The 17,864-nt window shown below is 57.1% G+C and carries 15 protein-coding genes; 11 read left to right on the forward strand and 4 right to left on the reverse strand.

Features of this window, described 5'->3' with window-relative positions; translation table 11 throughout:
• Positions 1-99: 99 nt before the first annotated feature.
• On the reverse strand, positions 100-987 hold the full coding sequence (gene rhtA, locus UR289_RS02485) for a threonine/homoserine exporter RhtA (protein WP_023334998.1): 888 nt from the start codon (positions 985-987) through the stop codon (positions 100-102).
• A 354-nt stretch (positions 988-1,341) separates the two neighbouring features.
• Between rhtA and ompX the strand changes: the two genes are divergently transcribed.
• Positions 1,342-1,860 carry an outer membrane protein OmpX gene (gene ompX, locus UR289_RS02490; protein ID WP_023310884.1) on the forward strand — a complete coding sequence of 173 codons (519 nt, stop codon included), beginning with the start codon at positions 1,342-1,344 and terminating at the stop codon, positions 1,858-1,860.
• A gap of 364 nt (positions 1,861-2,224) precedes the next feature.
• Here the strand turns inward: ompX and UR289_RS02495 are convergent, their stop codons facing one another.
• Together UR289_RS02495 and mntS are read right to left on the reverse strand one after the other, a co-directional pair.
• On the reverse strand, positions 2,225-3,808 hold the full coding sequence (locus UR289_RS02495) for a phosphoethanolamine transferase (RefSeq protein ID WP_320709104.1): 1,584 nt from the start codon (positions 3,806-3,808) through the stop codon (positions 2,225-2,227).
• 283 nt (positions 3,809-4,091) lie between these two features.
• The gene (gene mntS, locus UR289_RS02500; protein WP_045887583.1) at positions 4,092-4,220 is read right to left on the reverse strand and encodes a manganase accumulation protein MntS; all 129 of its coding nucleotides are present in this window, start codon (positions 4,218-4,220) and stop codon (positions 4,092-4,094) included.
• 183 nt (positions 4,221-4,403) lie between these two features.
• Between mntS and mntR the strand changes: the two genes are divergently transcribed.
• The 9 genes from mntR (at position 4,404) to UR289_RS02545 (ending at position 15,044) form a co-directional block, all read left to right on the forward strand.
• Positions 4,404-4,877 carry a manganese-binding transcriptional regulator MntR gene (gene mntR / locus UR289_RS02505; protein WP_023310887.1) on the forward strand — a complete coding sequence of 158 codons (474 nt, stop codon included), beginning with the start codon at positions 4,404-4,406 and terminating at the stop codon, positions 4,875-4,877.
• Positions 4,874-5,983: an anion transporter gene (locus UR289_RS02510; protein WP_320709105.1), complete on the forward strand. Its 1,110-nt coding sequence runs from the start codon at positions 4,874-4,876 to the stop codon at positions 5,981-5,983. Before mntR ends, UR289_RS02510 begins: the two co-directional genes overlap by 4 nt.
• 101 nt (positions 5,984-6,084) lie before the next feature.
• On the forward strand, positions 6,085-7,179 hold the full coding sequence (locus UR289_RS02515; RefSeq protein ID WP_320709106.1) for an HlyD family secretion protein: 1,095 nt from the start codon (positions 6,085-6,087) through the stop codon (positions 7,177-7,179).
• Positions 7,176-8,747 carry a DHA2 family efflux MFS transporter permease subunit gene (locus tag UR289_RS02520; protein ID WP_047061442.1) on the forward strand — a complete coding sequence of 524 codons (1,572 nt, stop codon included), beginning with the start codon at positions 7,176-7,178 and terminating at the stop codon, positions 8,745-8,747. Before UR289_RS02515 ends, UR289_RS02520 begins: the two co-directional genes overlap by 4 nt.
• A complete protein-coding gene (locus tag UR289_RS02525) occupies positions 8,747-10,270 on the forward strand; it encodes an efflux transporter outer membrane subunit (RefSeq protein WP_048976793.1) in 1,524 nt (507 codons plus the stop codon). Before UR289_RS02520 ends, UR289_RS02525 begins: the two co-directional genes overlap by 1 nt.
• Before the next feature lie 102 nt (positions 10,271-10,372).
• Positions 10,373-11,413: an aldo/keto reductase gene (locus tag UR289_RS02530; RefSeq protein ID WP_048976794.1), complete on the forward strand. Its 1,041-nt coding sequence runs from the start codon at positions 10,373-10,375 to the stop codon at positions 11,411-11,413.
• A 148-nt stretch (positions 11,414-11,561) separates the two neighbouring features.
• Positions 11,562-12,938: a glycoside hydrolase family 1 protein gene (locus tag UR289_RS02535; RefSeq protein WP_033145006.1), complete on the forward strand. Its 1,377-nt coding sequence runs from the start codon at positions 11,562-11,564 to the stop codon at positions 12,936-12,938.
• Between the two features lie 51 nt (positions 12,939-12,989).
• Positions 12,990-14,312, forward strand: a complete 1,323-nt coding sequence (locus UR289_RS02540; RefSeq protein WP_320709107.1) for a PTS sugar transporter subunit IIC — start codon at positions 12,990-12,992, stop codon at positions 14,310-14,312.
• Between the two features lie 15 nt (positions 14,313-14,327).
• On the forward strand, positions 14,328-15,044 hold the full coding sequence (locus UR289_RS02545; protein ID WP_320709108.1) for a GntR family transcriptional regulator: 717 nt from the start codon (positions 14,328-14,330) through the stop codon (positions 15,042-15,044).
• A gap of 42 nt (positions 15,045-15,086) precedes the next feature.
• On the opposite strand, the gene ldtB is transcribed toward UR289_RS02545, so the two are convergent.
• Positions 15,087-16,007: a L,D-transpeptidase gene (gene ldtB / locus UR289_RS02550; protein WP_029740604.1), complete on the reverse strand. Its 921-nt coding sequence runs from the start codon at positions 16,005-16,007 to the stop codon at positions 15,087-15,089.
• A gap of 222 nt (positions 16,008-16,229) precedes the next feature.
• On the opposite strand from ldtB, the gene UR289_RS02555 reads away from it, so the two are divergent.
• Positions 16,230-17,825, forward strand: a complete 1,596-nt coding sequence (locus UR289_RS02555; protein WP_039261438.1) for an ABC-F family ATPase — start codon at positions 16,230-16,232, stop codon at positions 17,823-17,825.
• Positions 17,826-17,864: the final 39 nt, after the last annotated feature.

Genomic DNA, 17,864 nt, shown 5'->3' on the forward strand with positions numbered 1-17,864 from the left:
GGATATTTCGAAAATAGAACAAAGTGTGTAAGAAATTATAACGTCTGTCTTTCTGGCCTTTATTCTGCATGGCGTGGAAGCCATGCAGAATATATGGCCTTAGCTGATATCCACTTTCTCAACTTTAGGTTCCGGGCGCATGGTGAGCGTCGAGCCCATTGATGCCGCGATAATCGAGCAGAGCGCCAGCGTCTGGGTCAATGTCAGGGTTTCGCCGAGAAACACCATTCCGGAAATGGCGGCTAGCGCAGGCTCCATACTCATCAGGGTGCCAAATATGCGCGTCGGCAGACGCGTAAGGGCAATCATCTCCAGAGAGTAGGGGAGTGCGGTAGAGAGAATCGCGACCGCCAGCCCGATGGGCATGACGGACCATTGCCAGATAGATTCGGTCGCCTGCGCCATGCCGATAGGCACGAAGACGATGGCTGCGATCAGGGAACCTAACGCGACGGTCGCCGGACCGTGCTCTTCTCCTGCACGCTGGCCCGTAAGTATATAGACGGCCCAGCAGGCGCCAGCACCCAGCGCCAGGGCTGCGCCCGTCAGATCGATCTCAGCGACGCTCTGGCCCAGCGGCAGCAGGAACCATAAGCCCAGAACGGCTAACACAACCCAGATAAAATCGACCGGACGTCGCGAGGAGAAAAGCGCCACCGCCAGCGGGCCGGTAAACTCCAGCGCGACGGCGATCCCCAGCGGTATCGTCTGAATAGAGAGGTAGAACAGATAGTTCATTGCCCCGAGGGAAAGTCCATAAAACAGCAGGGGTAAACGCTGCTCCTTTTTGAAGCGCAGACGCCAGGGTTTGAAAATGACCACCAGTATCGCCGTGCCCAGCACGATACGCAGGGCAGTCACGCCTGGCGCACCAACCAGCGGGAAAAGTGATTTTGCCAGCGAAGCACCGCTTTGAATGGACAACATGGCAATGAGTATGACTGCCACCGGCAACCAGACCGACGACGTGCGGGATAACCCAGGCATCCTTTCTCCTGTCAGCTTATGTCAAATGAGGTAAAGGTTGCAGTGTAAAGGAAATAAGCGGCAACGGTTGAGGCGCTGTTGAAAAAAAACCGTGTCAAATCCGTAAAATGGTTAAGCTCTGGTGGATTTATCGCCTGATAGATTAGGAATAATCTGGATGAATGTAACGGCGCGTACGCGCAATATGCGCTTTTAGTAGTGAAAATTGCATGTGATTTGAAAGAGATAGCTGATGCTGGAAACGTTCTGTTACAGGAAAGGTTTCATTAGACATCACGAATCACAAAGAGTTTCGCAAAATTTTTTGATATATTTAAAACTTACGGACTTACTTGAAGCACATTTGAGGTGGTTATGAAAAAAATTGCATGTCTTTCAGCACTGGCCGCTGTACTGGCTGTTTCCGCAGGTACCGCTGTAGCTGCTACTTCTACTGTTACTGGTGGTTACGCTCAGAGCGACTATCAGGGCGTGATGAACAAAGCTAACGGTTTCAACCTGAAGTATCGCTACGAGCAGGATAACAACCCACTGGGCGTGATCGGTTCTTTCACCTATACCGAGAAAGATCGTTCTGAAAACGGCGCATACAACAAAGGCCAGTACTACGGTATCACCGCTGGTCCAGCTTACCGTCTGAATGACTGGGCGAGCATCTACGGTGTTGTAGGTGTTGGCTACGGTAAATTCCAGCAGACTGAAAACCAGAGCGAAAGCCGCACTGCAAGCAACAGCGACTATGGCTTCTCCTATGGCGCAGGCCTGCAGTTCAACCCAATCCAGGACGTTGCTCTGGACTTCTCCTATGAGCAGAGCCGTATCCGCAACGTTGACGTTGGCACCTGGATCGCGGGCGTAGGTTACCGCTTCTAATCACTCCGGTGAGCTAATAAAAAATCCGCCCAATGTGGCGGATTTTTTTTTGTCTTTTCCCTCTCCCTGTGGGCTGAGGAATTCCCGGTAATTTTTTTAACCTGTAGCGACGAATGTTGCGTCAGGAAAATGAATGATTTACAGCCAGAAGCCCGGGTCGCCAGGGTGATGGCGATTGAGCCAACCTGGCACGTTTACAAGCCATGTCGTTAAAGAGTAGCAAGGAACATAAAGTGAACGGAATGACCACAAGAGCCGTATGTTCCCCCTCACCCCAGCCCTCTCCCTCAAGGGAGAGGGAGCCGACTGTGCTGATATTATTTTGTGGGGATCCCTCAGCCCACAGGGTGAGGGCATCGGACCGCTACTTACTCTTAATATCGAAAATATCCGTACCCAGATGGTTGTAGTCAACTTTCTGTAACTTGAAGTTGGTAACGTACACTGGAGGAGCTTTCTTGTTAGAGACAAACGGGTAAGCCGTTTTTATCTGCTCGGCTGTAATTCCCGTCCACTGCGAGAAGAACTGCAGGAAATCATTTGCCGAGCGGCGCGCTTTAATCACGCGATGCGTTTTATCGTCGCTCGACAGCACCATAAACGGCACCTGGAAGTTCTGCTGGAACTTGTCATCGTGCGCCAGGTACTGCACCTCTTTACCACGCTCTTTAAACGCCAGTCCGTGATCCGAGAAATAGACCATGGAGAAGCTGTCGCCCGTATTGCGTAGCTGATCGTACAGCTTGCTCAGCAGCTCATCGGTTTGCGTCATGGTGTAGAGATAGCAAGAGGTCTCTTTGGACTGCACGAACTCCGCGTACTTCCCGCCGGTCCGATCGCAGGCCTGCGGGTGCGACCCCATCAGGTGCAGGACGATCAGCTGAGGCTGGGTGCGCGGAGTGGCGAAGACCTGTGCCGTCATTTTCAACAGCGCTTCGTCTTTGGTGTTTTTGTCGGCTTCAAAGTCGCCGTTCTTCAGGAACTGCACTTCGTCGGCACGTTTGGCGATACTGGCGATGGCCGTATCGTATTCGCCAATTTGCCCTTGATTGGAGAACCACCAGGTCTGATAACCCGCGCGGTTTGCCAGGGTGACAAAATTATCCTGATACTGAGGTTTGCCGTCGACGACCCGGTTAAGCGTCAGGCCGAGCGATTTCTGCGTCGAGCCGCTGGCCGCGACATAATCGGTGAACAGCGTGCCTTTAACCGAACTGGCAAACGGTGTGTTATCCCAGTGTCCGCCGAAGGCTCCCATTGCATCGCGACGAGCACTTTCGCCAATCACCACCACATAGGTGTGATATTTCGGCTTAACGGCCAGCACGTTCCAGGTGTCTTTCATATTGGAAAGCTCAGCCATGCGCGCCTGCTCGTCGAGAACCTCTTTATTATTGACAACGACGTCCTTCACGAAGCGGAAAACCGGATAGCCGATATTGGTGAGCCTTAGCTTACCGTCCCAGGGAATATTCTGGATGGGAGCGACAAACGCCACGGCAACGCTGAACACCAGACAGAGTATTTCGATCTTACCCCAGTTTTTTTTCTCGCCCGGCTGACGGCGGATGGCGATGACGCCCAACGCGAAGATAAAGATCCCGACCACGTAGCTGTACCACGGGAAGATCGTCAGGATCTCCGTTGACTCTTCCATATTGGTCGAGTGCAGCGCCAGCAGGGTATTAAAGTTTGGCGCGCCGTAAGCCTGGCCAAACGGGAAATAGAGTGCAGCGACCAGCGAGCAGATCCCGATTAATGCTTTTTGCACGCGAGGTGCGGTTCGCCACAGCACATGCAGAACGCAGGTGAACGCCACCGCGTAGAGCAAACTAAAGGGATAACCCAGCGCAAAGTTAATCAGTAATGACTGCAAAAAATAAAAGCCCGTCCACGGGCTTAAGGCCCGGCTGCGGGTCACAACGGTATCTATCAGGGTTACATTCATAGGTCACTATCATGGATGAAAACGCCATGTGCTCACCCTGGCGTCAAGGGTCATAACCTGCCTGACAGTGCGTGGAGAGGGAATGAGGGTCCGCTTCAGCGAGCCGCAAATTGTGCAGGGCTGCAAGAAGATAGTGCGAGCGCTAAATAATATCAACAGTTGCTAAGCAGATGTTTTGCGAAGGGGATTGCAAATCCGTAAAAAAGATCGGGAATAAGGCGGCTGGAAGCCAGTTTAGAGCGAGATTGTGACGGGAAAATGAAGCGGCGTACCGCAACGCCGCTTAGTGGGAAGGTTTGTCGTCCTGATGCGGTTTGGTGTTAAACATATCGCACAGCATGTTCAACAGCATTAAGCGCACTTTAAAGGGAGAGTGGGTAAACACGGTCATGCACCTCTTGAATTCGTTCATAAGACCTCCTGAGTTTTGATCCCTTCGATCCGTGAAGGGTGACTGCATTACATACAGATATAGCACAGGCTATATTGTATAGCTATGGCTATTTCGTTAATTTTTTGTGCTTGCGGAGCTATGGTTTACAATGTGCGCTCTCGAATCCGGGCGCTGGAAGCGTCACCCCACTGAGGAAGTACAATGAACCGTCGCGCAGGTCATCCGACAATGAGGAAAACGACGCAACTGGTGAATGTTGAAGAACATGTCGAAGGTTTTCGCCAGGTCCGTGAAGCGCACCGGCGTGAACTGATTGATGATTATGTTGAACTCATTTCCGATCTGATTCGTGAGGTCGGTGAAGCGCGCCAGGTCGATATGGCCGCCAGGCTGGGGGTCTCACAGCCAACTGTCGCTAAAATGTTAAAACGCCTGGCCTCCGTGGGCTTAATTGAAATGATCCCCTGGCGCGGTGTTTTTCTGACGCCGGAAGGGGAGAAACTCGCGCAGGAGAGCCGCGAGCGCCATCAGCTTGTCGAGAATTTTTTACTGGTGCTGGGCGTCAGCCCGGAGATCGCCCGCCGGGATGCGGAAGGTATGGAACACCACGTCAGCGAAGAGACGCTGGTCAAGTTTCGCGAATTTACCCTTAAATATGGTCCCTCCGCTGAATGAAAATCCCCGGACTGCAGGCCCTGGCACGCGATCGTTTCTTCCATCTCTTATTAATCATTGGCGCAGGGTTAAGCCTCTTTGTGCCGTTTGCGCCACACGCCTGGCCCGCCGCAATTGACTGGCGCACCATCATTACCCTGAGCGGTTTAATGATGCTCACCAAAGGGGTCGAGCTGAGCGGCTATTTTGACGTTCTGGGCCGTAAAATGGTGCGCCGCTTTGCCACCGAGCGCAGGCTGTCCCTGTTTATGGTGTTCTCCGCCGCGGTGCTGTCGACGTTTCTGACCAACGATGTGGCGCTGTTTATCATCGTGCCCCTCACGCTCACGCTGCGTAAGCTTTGCGAGATCCCCGTCAGCCGGCTGATCATCTTTGAAGCGCTGGCCGTCAATGCGGGCTCGCTTCTGACGCCAATCGGCAACCCGCAAAATATCCTTCTGTGGGGACGGTCCGGGCTGTCGTTCGCCGCCTTTACCTGGCAGATGGCCCCTCTGGCGCTGGTGATGATGCTGTCGCTGATGGCGGTGTGCTGGTTCGCGTTTCCGGATAAAAAGCTGCAGTATCACAGCGGCACAACCGGCCCGCAGTGGCAGCCGCGCCTTGTGTGGAGCTGTCTCGGGTTATACATCGTCTTTCTGTTCGCGCTGGAGCTGAAGTATGAGCTGGCGGGCGTCCTGCTCGTTGCCGCGGGGTTTGTCGTCCTGGCGCGTCGCGTGCTGGTGAGCGTGGACTGGACGCTGCTGCTGGTCTTTATGGCGATGTTTATTGATGTGCATCTCCTTATCCAGCTTCCGGTGCTGCAAAACGTTCTGCACAGCGTCAGCACGCTGTCTCAGCCGGGACTGTGGCTGACGGCGATTGGCCTGTCGCAGTTTATCAGCAACGTACCGTCCACCATTCTGCTGCTCAACTATGTTCCGCCCGATACGCTCCTGGCCTGGGCGGTGAACATCGGCGGGTTTGGGCTGCTGCCCGGCTCGCTGGCAAACCTGATTGCCCTGCGTATGGCCAATGACCGTCGTATCTGGTGGCGTTTCCACGTCTGGTCGATTCCGATGCTGGGTTGGGCCGCGGCGATCGGTTTCGGAATATTCCTTCTCATATAGTGCGCAATTTGTCAGTTTTTCCTGGCAAACGTATAGCAACGTCCTAGCTTTAGTGAACGGCATAGTGTGATGCCGCTCACTGACAGGACCGTTGCTGAACTATGGCTGAAGATCAAAACCCGCCTGCTGACGAGCAGGACAAAAACAATAATGAGCGTAAGCGCCCGGGCAAGAAACCGTTAATTATCCTCGGCATTGTCGTGGTGGTGATGGTCGTCGTGGCGCTGGTCTGGTGGTTTTTAACCCGTAACGAAGAGACGACCGACGACGCCTTTACCGACGGCGACGTGGTGACGATTGCCCCCAAAACGGCGGGCTACGTTACCGAGCTGCGCGTGCGCGATAACCAGCGCGTGAAAAAGGGCGATCTGCTGGTGGTTATCGATCCGCGTGACACCACCGCGCAGCGCGATCAGGCTCAGGCCCAGCTTGGGCTGGCTATCGCGCAGCTGCATCAGGCGCAGGCACAGCTGGCGCTCTCGAAGGTGCAATATCCCGCCCAGCTTGACGAAGCCAAAGCGCAGGTGCTGAAAGCGCAGGCCGATCTGGCGAACGCGCAGGCAGAGTACCGTCGTCAGCGCGGCGTCGACCCGCGTGCGACCACTCAGCAAAGTATCGACTCCGCGAACGCACAGCTGCGTAGCGCACAGGCGGGGCTGGCCAGCGCTCAGGCGCAGCTGGAAGTGGCAGAGCAGGTCCAGCTGCAAATCCGCCAGCAGGAAACCAACGTTGAAGCGCGCGAGCGTCAGGTCGATCAGGCTAAAGCGCAGCTGGAAACCGCCAACCTTAATCTCTCCTATACCGAAGTCCGCGCCCCGTTCGACGGCGTTGTCACCAAACGCAACGTGCAGCCCGGCACGCTGGTGCAGGCGGGGACGGCGCTGTTCTCGCTGGTTTCCCCGAACGTGTGGGTGGTCGCGAACTTTAAAGAGTCGCAGCTCGAGCGCATGAAGCCGGGCGATAAGGTCACCGTGTCCGTCGACGCGTGGCCGGATATGGAGCTTGAGGGCCACGTCGACAGTATCCAGCAGGGCAGCGGCTCGCGCTTCTCCGCCTTCCCGGCAGAAAATGCTACCGGCAACTTCGTCAAAATTGTGCAGCGCGTGCCGGTCAAAATCGTGATTGATAAAGGCCTGGATCCAAACAAACCGCTGCCGCTGGGGCTGTCGGTTGCACCGAAGGTGACGGTGGAATGACGGATCACAGCCACGACAGCTGGAAACCCGCCAGCAATCCGTGGGCGGTGGCGATTGTCGTCACCCTGGCGGTATTCATGGAAATTCTGGACACCACCATCGTCAACGTGGCGCTGCCCCACGTGGCAGGCTCGCTCTCGTCCAGCTATGACGAATCCACCTGGGTGTTAACCAGCTATCTGGTCGCGAACGGCATCGTGCTGCCCATCTCAGCGTTTCTGAGCCGGGTGTTTGGCCGCAAGCAGTTCTTCCTGATTTGCATCGTCATGTTCACCGTCTGCTCGTTCCTGTGCGGGATTGCCACCGAGCTGTGGCAGATCATCCTGTTCCGCGTGATGCAGGGCTTTTTTGGCGGCGGGCTGCAGCCCACGCAGCAGTCGGTGCTGCTCGACTACTTCAAGCCGGAGGACAGGGGCAAGGCCTTTGGTCTGTCCTCCATTGCGATTATCGTTGCGCCGGTGCTTGGCCCGACGCTGGGCGGCTGGATCACCGATAACTATTCCTGGCGCTGGGTGTTCTTTATCAACATTCCGGTGGGGATTGTCACGGTGCTGGCGATCTACCAGCTGCTGGAAGATCCGCCGTGGGAGAGCAAATCAAAAGAGAAGCTGACTATCGACTGGACGGGGATCGGCCTGATCGCGCTGGGGCTGGGCTGTCTGCAGGTGATGCTCGACCGGGGAGAAGATGAGGACTGGTTCTACTCGAACTTTATCCGCACCTTCGGCGTGTTGACGCTTGTCGGCATTATCGGCGCCATCTACTGGCTGGTGTATGCCAGAAAGCCGGTGGTGGATCTGCACTGCATGAAGGACCGCAACTTTGCCATCTCCAGCCTGCTGATGGCGGGGATGGCGATGATTTTGTACGGCAGCTCGGTGGTGATCCCGCAGCTGGCGCAGCAGGACCTGGGCTACACCGCTACCTGGTCGGGGCTGGTGCTGTCGCCCGGCGCGGTGCTGATTGTGTTAACCATTCCGCTGGTGCTGAAGCTGATGCCGGTGGTGCAGACGCGCTGGATTATCGCCTTTGGCTTTACCTGTCTGGCGGTGTCGTTCTTCTGGTCGCGAACGCTGACGCCGGATATCGACTTCGAAACCCTGGTGCTGTTCCGCAGCGCCCAGTCGATAGGGCTGGGGTTCCTGTTTGTGCCGCTCACGACGATTGCATTTATCTCGATACCGAGGCGGCTGAATGCCGATGCGGCGGCGCTGTTTACCATGTTCCGCAACGTCGCGGGCTCGATTGGCATATCCCTTTCGACGGCGGCCATCACCGAACGCGCCCAGGCGCACAGCGCGCACCTTGCGTACCACGCCTCGCCGCTTAACGAGCAGTTCCAGCAGGCGATACGCGAAAGCGCCCAGGCGATCCAGAACTTCACCACCCAGGTGGGCGACCCCACCGGCATCGCCACCGGACGCATGTACCAGACCATGATCGAGCAGTCGCGCATCCTGGCCTACATCGACGTCTTCACCATTCTGAGCGCGGTGGCCTTGTTACTGATTCCGTTTTGTTTGTTGCTCTCGCCGGTTAAGAGCGAGGGGAGTGCAGGAGCACATTGATGATACACAGACGTTTACACCCCCTGATGATAATGATGCTGCTGGCGGGCTGCGCCGTTGGGCCTGACTACCAGCAGCCTGCGCCGCCCGCCGTTACGCACTGGAACGATAAGGGCGACAGCGCGGTGAAATCGCAAACTACTTCCGCTGCGACCAATCCGCGCTGGTGGAAGACCTTCGGCTCGCCGCAGCTCGACAGCCTGGTTGAGCGCGCCATTGCCGGAAACCTGACGCTGCAGCAGACGGTGCTGCGCATCGCCGGGGCGCGAGAGCAGATTAACCAGGCGGGTGGGGCGTTTTATCCGTCGGTGAACGGCAATCTGCAAGCGACGCGCCAGCAGCTTGGCCTGGAAGGAGAGCTGAAATCCCACGGCGTGTATGACCAGGTGGATAGTATCGATCCCAACCTGAAGGGCGCGCTGGGGCCGCTGACGCAGCCGATTAACCTATACCAGGGCAGCTTCGACGCCCAGTGGGAAATCGACCTGTGGGGCAAGGTGCGTCGTCAGGTGGAAGCCGCCGAAGCGCAGCAGAAAGCGGCTATCGAGCAGCGTAACGACGCGCTGGTGTCGCTGGAGGCCGAAGTGGCGCGCGCGTGGCTCCAGCTGCGCGGGGCGCAGAGCATTATCGCCACGCTGAACACCCAGATTAAAAGCGCGCAGCAGACGCTGGATCTCACCGAAAGCCGCCAGCGGGGCGGGCTGTCGCCGCAGATGGATGTGGAAAACGCCCGGGCGCAGTTAGGCAACCTTGAAGCACAGCTTCCGCAATATCAGGCGCAGGAGCGGCAGGCGATGAACGGCCTGGCGATCCTGCTCGGCAAGCCGCCAGGGGCGCTGGATGGCGAACTTCAGTCTGCGCAGCCGATGCCGGCGTTGCCGGATATCGTGCAGACCGGCATTCCGTCCACGCTGGCACGACGCCGTCCGGACGTGCGCGAAGCGGAGGCGAACCTTCATGCCGCCACGGCGCAAATCGGCGTCTCGGTGGCGGAGCTGTTCCCGAGCTTTACGCTCTCCGGGCAGTTTGGCCTGCGCAACAGCGAAACCAACTGGCTGACCGACTGGAGCAGCCACTTCTACAGCTTTGGCCCGCAGGTCTCCATTCCCATCTTCCAGGGCGGTCGACTGGTCTCCAGCGTCAAGGTGGCGCGCGCGCAGCAGGGAGCGGCGGTGCTGGACTATCGCCAGACGGTGCTGACCGCGCTCGGGGATGTGGAAAACGCGCTGGTGAGCTATCGCACCGACCAGCAGCGTGAAGCGGGTCTCGCAAAAACGATCGACGCCCTGCAAAACGCCTTTGATTTAGCGAGCGACAGCTACCGGCAGGGGATCGCCAGCTTTATCGACGTGCTGGACGCCCAGCGTCAGCTGGCGCAGGCCCAGCAGCAGCGCGCACAGGCGCAGGTGCAGAGCGCGCTCGATCTGGTGGCACTCTACAAGGCCCTCGGCGGCGGCTGGGAGCCGTATCAGCAGGTGCAGTTACCGGACTACAGCGTCTTTGGCGACGCCCCGCGCGGATAAATTCAGAGGATTGGGCAAGAAACGGACAGGAACACCACATTCGCGATGGCTGAGGGGCGGGTATAACTATCGGGTACCCAATCGACATGCGAGGAATAACTTATGCGTTATCAAAAACTGGGCAACACCGGTCTGTTTGTTTCTGAACTGTGCCTCGGCACCATGACCTTCGGCGGCGAGGGCGGCATGTGGGGCAAGATTGGCCAGCTCCAGCAAAGTGAAGCCGAGCAGCTGGTGGGCCGCGCGCTGGATGCCGGGATCAACTTTATCGACACCGCGGACGTTTACTCGGAAGGACGCTCGGAAGAGATCACCGGTCAGGCGCTGAAAAACCTGAAGATCCCTCGCGAGAACGTGGTGGTCGCGACGAAAGTGTTCGGCGAAACGGGAACGGCAGGGGTGAACTCGCGCGGCAGCTCGCGCTATCACATCATCAGCAGCGTGAAGGAGAGCCTGCGCCGCCTGCAGCTCGATCATATCGATCTCTACCAGCTTCACGGCTTCGACCCCGCAACGCCGATTGAAGAGATGCTCTACGCGCTGGATAACCTGGTGCAGCACGGCCACGTGCGCTACATCGGCGTCTCTAACTGGGCGGCGTGGCAGATTGCCAAAGCGCTCGGTATTTCTGAACGTCTTGGACTGGCGCGTTTCGCGTCGCTGCAGGCGTATTATACCATTGCCGGGCGCGATCTGGAGCGCGAGCTAGTACCGATGATGCAGAGCGAAGGCGTCGGGCTGATGGTCTGGAGCCCGCTGGCGGGCGGTCTGCTGAGCGGAAAATATGGCCGCGACGGTCAGAGTGAAGCCGGCGGTCGTCGTCTGGAGTTTGACTTCCCGCCTGTGAACAAAGAACGCGCCTTCGACTGCGTGGACGTGATGCGCACTATCGCCGAAAGCAAGGGCGTCTCCGTCGCGCAAATCGCGCTGGCGTGGCTGCTGCATCAGAAAGCGGTGACCAGCGTCATCATTGGCGCGAAACGCGTCGAACAGCTGGACGACAATATCGCCGCGACCGGGATCCGACTGAGCGAAGACGAACTCAAGCAGCTTGATGCGGTGAGCGCGCTGCCGCGCGAATACCCGGGCTGGATGCTGGAGCGGCAGGGGGAATATCGCCGCAATCAGCTCGCGCAACAATAACCTTCCTTGCCCCGGCAATGCATCGCTAACCGGGGCTTTTTTTCCCGCATTGCTCACAAAAAACGATCCTCCTCTTTGATCCCCATATCATCTTCGCCTATATGACTAGTCATGAAATTTTAAATGACTAGTCATATAGGGAGAGAGCATGAACAATTCGCTGCCGGCCAATTTTTTATGGGGCAACTCGGTGTCCAGCATGCAGACGGAAGGCGCATGGAACGAGGGTGGGAAGGGGATGTCGGTTTACGACATTCGCGAAGCCGGGGAGAACGTCTCCGACTGGAAAGTCGCGACCGACTCCTACCACCGCTACCGGGAAGATTTCGACCTGATGCAGGATCTGGGCATGAACTGCTATCGCTTTCAGATCTCATGGAGCCGCGTCTGCCCGCAGGGCGACGGCGCGTTCAACGACGAGGGCATCGCGTTTTACGACCGCTTTATTGACGATCTCATCGCCCGCGGCATCGAGCCGATGGTCTGCCTGTACCACTTCGATATGCCGCTGGCGCTGGCGCAGGAGTACAACGGCTTCAACGACCGCCGCGTGATGGAGGCCTTTATCCGCTACGGCAAAAAGATGATCGACTGCTATGGCGACCGCGTGAAGTACTGGCTGACCTTCAACGAGCAGAACATCTTCCATATGCCGGAAGCCTTCCGCATTTCCGGCTATATGCACGGCGACAAAACCCTGCGCGAGCTGTACGAGCTGCAGCACCATACGATGGTGGCGCACATGGCGCTGACCGAATATCTGCATCAGACCAGACCGGGCCAGCTGATGGGCGGCATGCTGGCGCACCAGCTGATCTACCCGGCCACCTGCAAACCGCGCGATATCTTCTGCGCCCAGCAGTACGACGAGTTCCTCAACCAGAACCTGCTGCGCGTCTTCGCAGGGCAGGGCTACAGCCCCGCGGTGATGGCGGTGGTGGAGCAGGAGGGCTTTGGCGATATCTACCGCGCCGAGGATTTAGCGCTGCTGGCGCGGACTAAAAACGACTATATGGCCTTCAGCTACTACGCCAGCAAAACGCTGGACAGCGATGCGATCCCGGAAGGCACGCCGGTGAACTATTACCTGCTGCACGGCGAGAAAAACAACCCGTACCTGAAGGCCACCGAGTGGAACTGGCAGATCGATCCGCTGGGCTTTCGCACCATCATCACCCGCTACGCCAACGACTGGCGGATGCCGGTCTTCCCGATCGAAAACGGCATCGGGGTGATTGAGTCCTGGGACGGCGTCAATCCGATCGAGGACACCTACCGCATCGACTACCACCGGGCGCATATCAATGCCATGAAGGAGGCGATGTTCGAGGACGGGGCAGAGGTGATCGGCTACCTCGGCTGGGGGTTAATCGACATTCTCAGCTCCCAGGGCGACATGCGTAAGCGCTACGGCGTGGTCTATGTCAACCGTGAAAACCACGACCTGAAAGACCTGAAGCGCGTGCCGAAGAAGAGCTACGCGTGGTTAAAACAGGTTATCCATACCAACGGACGCGAGATGTAAGCCGTACGCTGCCGGGCCGTTTTTGTGACTGATTGATGGGAACTATCCGCTATGTCTGAAACAAAAATAACACCGCACATGCAGTCTTTTGTCGATAAATTTGTAGAGTTCTCGGCGCGCCTGGCAAATCAGGTGCACCTGCGCTCCCTGCGCGACGCTTTCGCCACGGTGATGCCGATTTTCATCCTCGCCGGTCTGGCGGTGCTGGTGAACAACGTGGTATTTCCGTGGATTTTTCACGGCGACACGCTGGCACACTTCAAAGTGTGGGGCGAGGCGATTATCAACGGCACGCTGAACATTGCCGCGCTGCTGCTGGCCCCGATGATTGCCTGGTCGCTGGCGCGCAACAAAGATTTCGACAATCCGGTCTCGGCAGTGGTTATCGGCGTCAGCAGCTTCATCATCATGATGCCGATGCGCCTGCAGATTACGCCCGTCGGCAGCGATGCCGCGGTGAACATCACCCAGGTGCTGACGTTCACCAATATTGGCTCAACCGGGATTTTCGCCGGGGTGCTGATCGGGCTGCTCTCAACGGAACTGTTTATCGCCATTTCGCGCCTGAAGGCGCTGCACATTTCCCTCGGGGAAAACGTGCCTCCGGCGGTGAGCAAATCCTTTACCGCGCTGATCCCGACCATTCTCACGCTCTCCCTGTTCGCGGTGCTGGCGGCGATACTGGCAAACGTGCTGCACACGGACCTGATCCATCTTATTACCACCTTTATCCAGCAGCCGCTGCGGCTGATTAACACCAGCCTGCCGGGGACGATTTTCATCTACAGCTTCGGTAACTTTCTGTTCACGCTCGGTATTCATCAGTCAGTCGTTAACAGCGTGGTGCTGGAGCCGTTCCTGCTGATCAACACCAACGAGAACATGCTGGCTTTCGCCAACGGTCAGCCCATCCCGCATATCATCAACAACATCTTCGTGCCGACGTTTGGCATGGTGGGCGGCACGGGCAGCACGATATCGCTGCTGATTGCTATCTTTATCTTCTCCCGACAAAAATCGGCGAAGCAGGTGGCGCGTCTGTCGCTGGCGCCCGGTCTGTTCAACATCAACGAGCCGGTGATTTTCGGCCTGCCGATCGTGTTTAACCTGCCGCTGATGATCCCGTTTGTGCTGCTGCCCGCCATCGGCATTTACTTCGCCTGGCTCTGTACCACGCTGGGGTTAATGTCGCGCTGCGTGGTGATGATCCCGTGGACCACGCCGCCCATTCTCAGCGCCTGGCTGGCCACGGCAGGGGACTGGCGGGCGGTGGTGGTGCAGTTGGCAATCATCGTATTTGGTGTATTCTTCTACCTGCCTTTCCTCAAGATTGCCGAGAGAGTGGCGTTGAAAAACAGCGGGATAGAAAACTAACTGAAAGGAAGAACGATGGCGGCGAAGTACATCACCATAGCGCGGGAAATTAAGAAACGCATTATCAGCCAGCAGTACGCCGCCAACGAACCCCTGCCTGACCAGTTTGCGCTGGCGGCGGAGTTCAACTCCAGCCGGATGACCATTCAGCAGGCGATGCGCCAGCTGATCGTCGAAGGTCTGGTCTATACCCGCCAGGGCCAGGGCACGTTCATCCGCAAAAACTTCCTTCAGCTCTCGCAGTGGGACCTCTCCGGCAGCGACTATTTTGGTGCGACCAAAACCTGGGCGCATCTGGGCACGGTGACCAGCCGGGTGGTGCATTTCGAGCTGCGCTTCCCGAACGAAAAAGAGCAGGCGTCGCTGATGATTAACGCCGATGCGCCGATCTATGACTTCGTTCGCCTCCGTCTGCTGAACGGCGAACCGATGTCGCTGGATTCCACGGTGATGCCGATGAATCTGGTGCCGGGCCTGACGAAAAACCATCTTGAAGGTTCGGTGTTCCAGTACGTGCAGGAGACGCTGGCGCTGAAAATTATGGGGTCGTATCGGGTGGTGCGGGCGCTTAAGCCCAACGCTCTGGACAGGGAGCATCTGGTCTGCGAGCAGACCGATCCCGTACTGGAAGTGGAGCAGGTGATTTATCTGGAGGACGGCACGCCGCTGGAGTATGCCCACTGCCACTATCGGTTCGACCACGGCGGGATCGTGATCGTGAATAACGGATAAAAAAAAGCGGGCAACGAGGCCCGCTTTTTTAATGCTTCGCTATCAGTTCAAACGCACCGGCATACCGGAGCGGTTCTGCACGGCCTGGTCAACAATCGCCGTTTCTACGTCTGGCTGAGAAGTCACCGCCTGCACCGCGCTGTTCAGCGTAACAGGGACGATTTCGTTGTTGTTGATCTGGTCTTCGCTGGTGGACAGCGGGTTGTGCACTTCGATGTAGCGGCTGCCGTCTGGCTCAGAGGTCGCCTTCACCGGTTCGTTGATGAACTGCACGCGCGTACCGACCGGCACGTTTTCGAACAGGAATTTGATGTCGTCGTTACGCAGGCGCACGCAGCCGTGGCTTACGCGCAGGCCGATACCGAAGTTGGCGTTGGTACCGTGGATAGCGTAAAGACGACCAATGTACAGCGCGTACAGACCCATTGGGTTATCCGGGCCTGCCGGAACAACGGCTGGCAGCGGTTCGCCCGCAGCGATGTATTCCGCGTGCATTTTGGCAGTCGGCGTCCAGGTTGGGCCCGCTTTCTTACGCTCAACTTTGGTGGTCCAGTTCATTGGGGTGTCTTTACCCAGCTGGCCGATACCGATTGGCAGCACGATAACGGTGTTGGTGCCTTTCGGGTAGTAATACAGACGCATTTCGGCGCTGTTAATCACGATACCTTCATGAACGGTATCCGGCAGGATCAGCTGCTGTGGAATATTCAGCACGGTACCCGCTTTCGGCAGATACGGGTCAACGCCCGGGTTCGCTTCCAGCATGTTAGACAGGCCCAGCTGGTACTGCGCAGCGAAATACTCCAGTGGCTGAGAGTTACCTTCTGGTACCGTCACAACCTGGTTCTGGCCTACCAGACGGCTACCGTCGGTTGGCAGGGGATACGTCACCGCAGACGCGGTCTTACAAAAACCTACTACGGCTAACGCCGCCGCAAAAAGCGTTGTTAATTTCATGTTCATGTTGTGCGAGGTATCTAAGCCATTCTGGCGATGAGTTGATAAGTCTGAATCTGTGATGGGAGCGCATTATATGTGCATTCCCGCTAACAGGGAATTCAGATGTGTACGAAATCACATTTTTTTCGATTTTGTTAAAGTTTAGTGGATTGCCGCAACACGGGATCTCAATTCGGAATTGTGGCATAATGCCGTGTTTATCACACTTTTCGCAGGAATCTCCCCGTGTTAGTTACCAGCAACGTCACTATGCAGTTTGGCAGTAAGCCGCTGTTCGAAAACATTTCCGTCAAATTTGGCGGCGGCAACCGTTACGGCCTGATTGGTGCCAACGGTAGCGGAAAATCCACCTTTATGAAGATCCTCGGCGGTGACCTGGAGCCGACGCTCGGTAACGTATCGCTCGACCCTAACGAGCGTATCGGTAAGCTGCGTCAGGATCAGTTCGCCTTCGAAGAGTTCACCGTGCTCGACACCGTGATCATGGGGCATGGGGAACTGTGGGAAGTGAAGCAGGAGCGCGATCGCATCTACGCGCTGGCCGAAATGAGCGAAGAAGACGGCTATAAAGTGGCCGATCTGGAAACGCAGTACGGCGAGATGGACGGCTACTCTGCGGAAGCGCGCGCGGGCGAGCTGCTGCTCGGCGTGGGTATTCCTGTTGAACAACATTACGGCCCGATGAGCGAAGTTGCGCCGGGCTGGAAGCTGCGCGTGCTGCTGGCACAGGCGCTGTTCTCTAACCCGGACATCCTGCTGCTCGACGAACCGACGAACAACCTGGACATCGACACCATCCGCTGGCTGGAGCAGACGCTGAACGATCGCGACAGCACCATGATCATCATTTCGCACGACCGTCACTTCCTGAACATGGTCTGTACGCACATGGCGGATCTGGACTACGGCGAGCTGCGCGTTTATCCGGGCAACTACGACGAGTACATGACGGCGGCTACCCAGGCGCGTGAACGTCTGCTGGCGGATAACGCCAAGAAGAAAGCGCAGATTGCTGACCTGCAGTCCTTCGTCAGCCGCTTTAGCGCCAACGCCTCTAAGTCGCGTCAGGCGACCTCGCGTGCCCGTCAGATCGACAAAATCAAGCTGGACGAAGTCAAAGCCTCCAGCCGTCAGAACCCGTTCATCCGCTTCGAGCAGGACAAGAAACTGTTCCGTAACGCGCTGGAAGTGGAAGCCCTTGAAAAAGGCTTTGAGAACGGTCCGCTGTTTAAAAAATTCAACCTGCTGCTTGAAGTGGGCGAGAAGATTGCCATCCTCGGCGCCAACGGCGTGGGTAAATCCACCATGCTGAAAACCCTGGTTGGCGAACTGCAGCCGGACAACGGCACCGTGAAGTGGTCTGAAAACGCGCAGATTGGCTACTACGCGCAGGACCATGAGTACGAGTTCGAAAACGACCTGACCGTCTTTGACTGGATGAGCCAGTGGAAGCAGGAAGGCGACGACGAGCAGGCGGTGCGCAGCATTCTGGGTCGTCTGCTGTTCAGCCAGGACGACATCAAAAAGCCGGCTAAGGTGCTCTCCGGTGGTGAGAAGGGCCGCATGCTGTTCGGCAAGCTGATGATGGAAAAACCAAACATCCTGGTGATGGACGAACCGACCAACCACCTGGACATGGAATCTATCGAATCCCTGAACATGGCGCTGGAGATGTATCAGGGTACCCTGATCTTCGTCTCTCACGACCGTGAGTTCGTCAGCTCGCTGGCGACCCGCGTGATCGAAATTACGCCAGAGCGCGTGGTGGACTTCACCGGTAATTACGAAGATTACCTGCGCAGTAAAGGTATCGAGAACTAAAAAAAAAGCCGGGTGGCGGCTTCGCCTTACCCGGCCTAC

It is taken from the genome of Enterobacter sp. 302C9 (assembly GCF_034106085.1).
Lineage (GTDB): Bacteria > Pseudomonadota > Gammaproteobacteria > Enterobacterales > Enterobacteriaceae > Enterobacter > Enterobacter asburiae_B.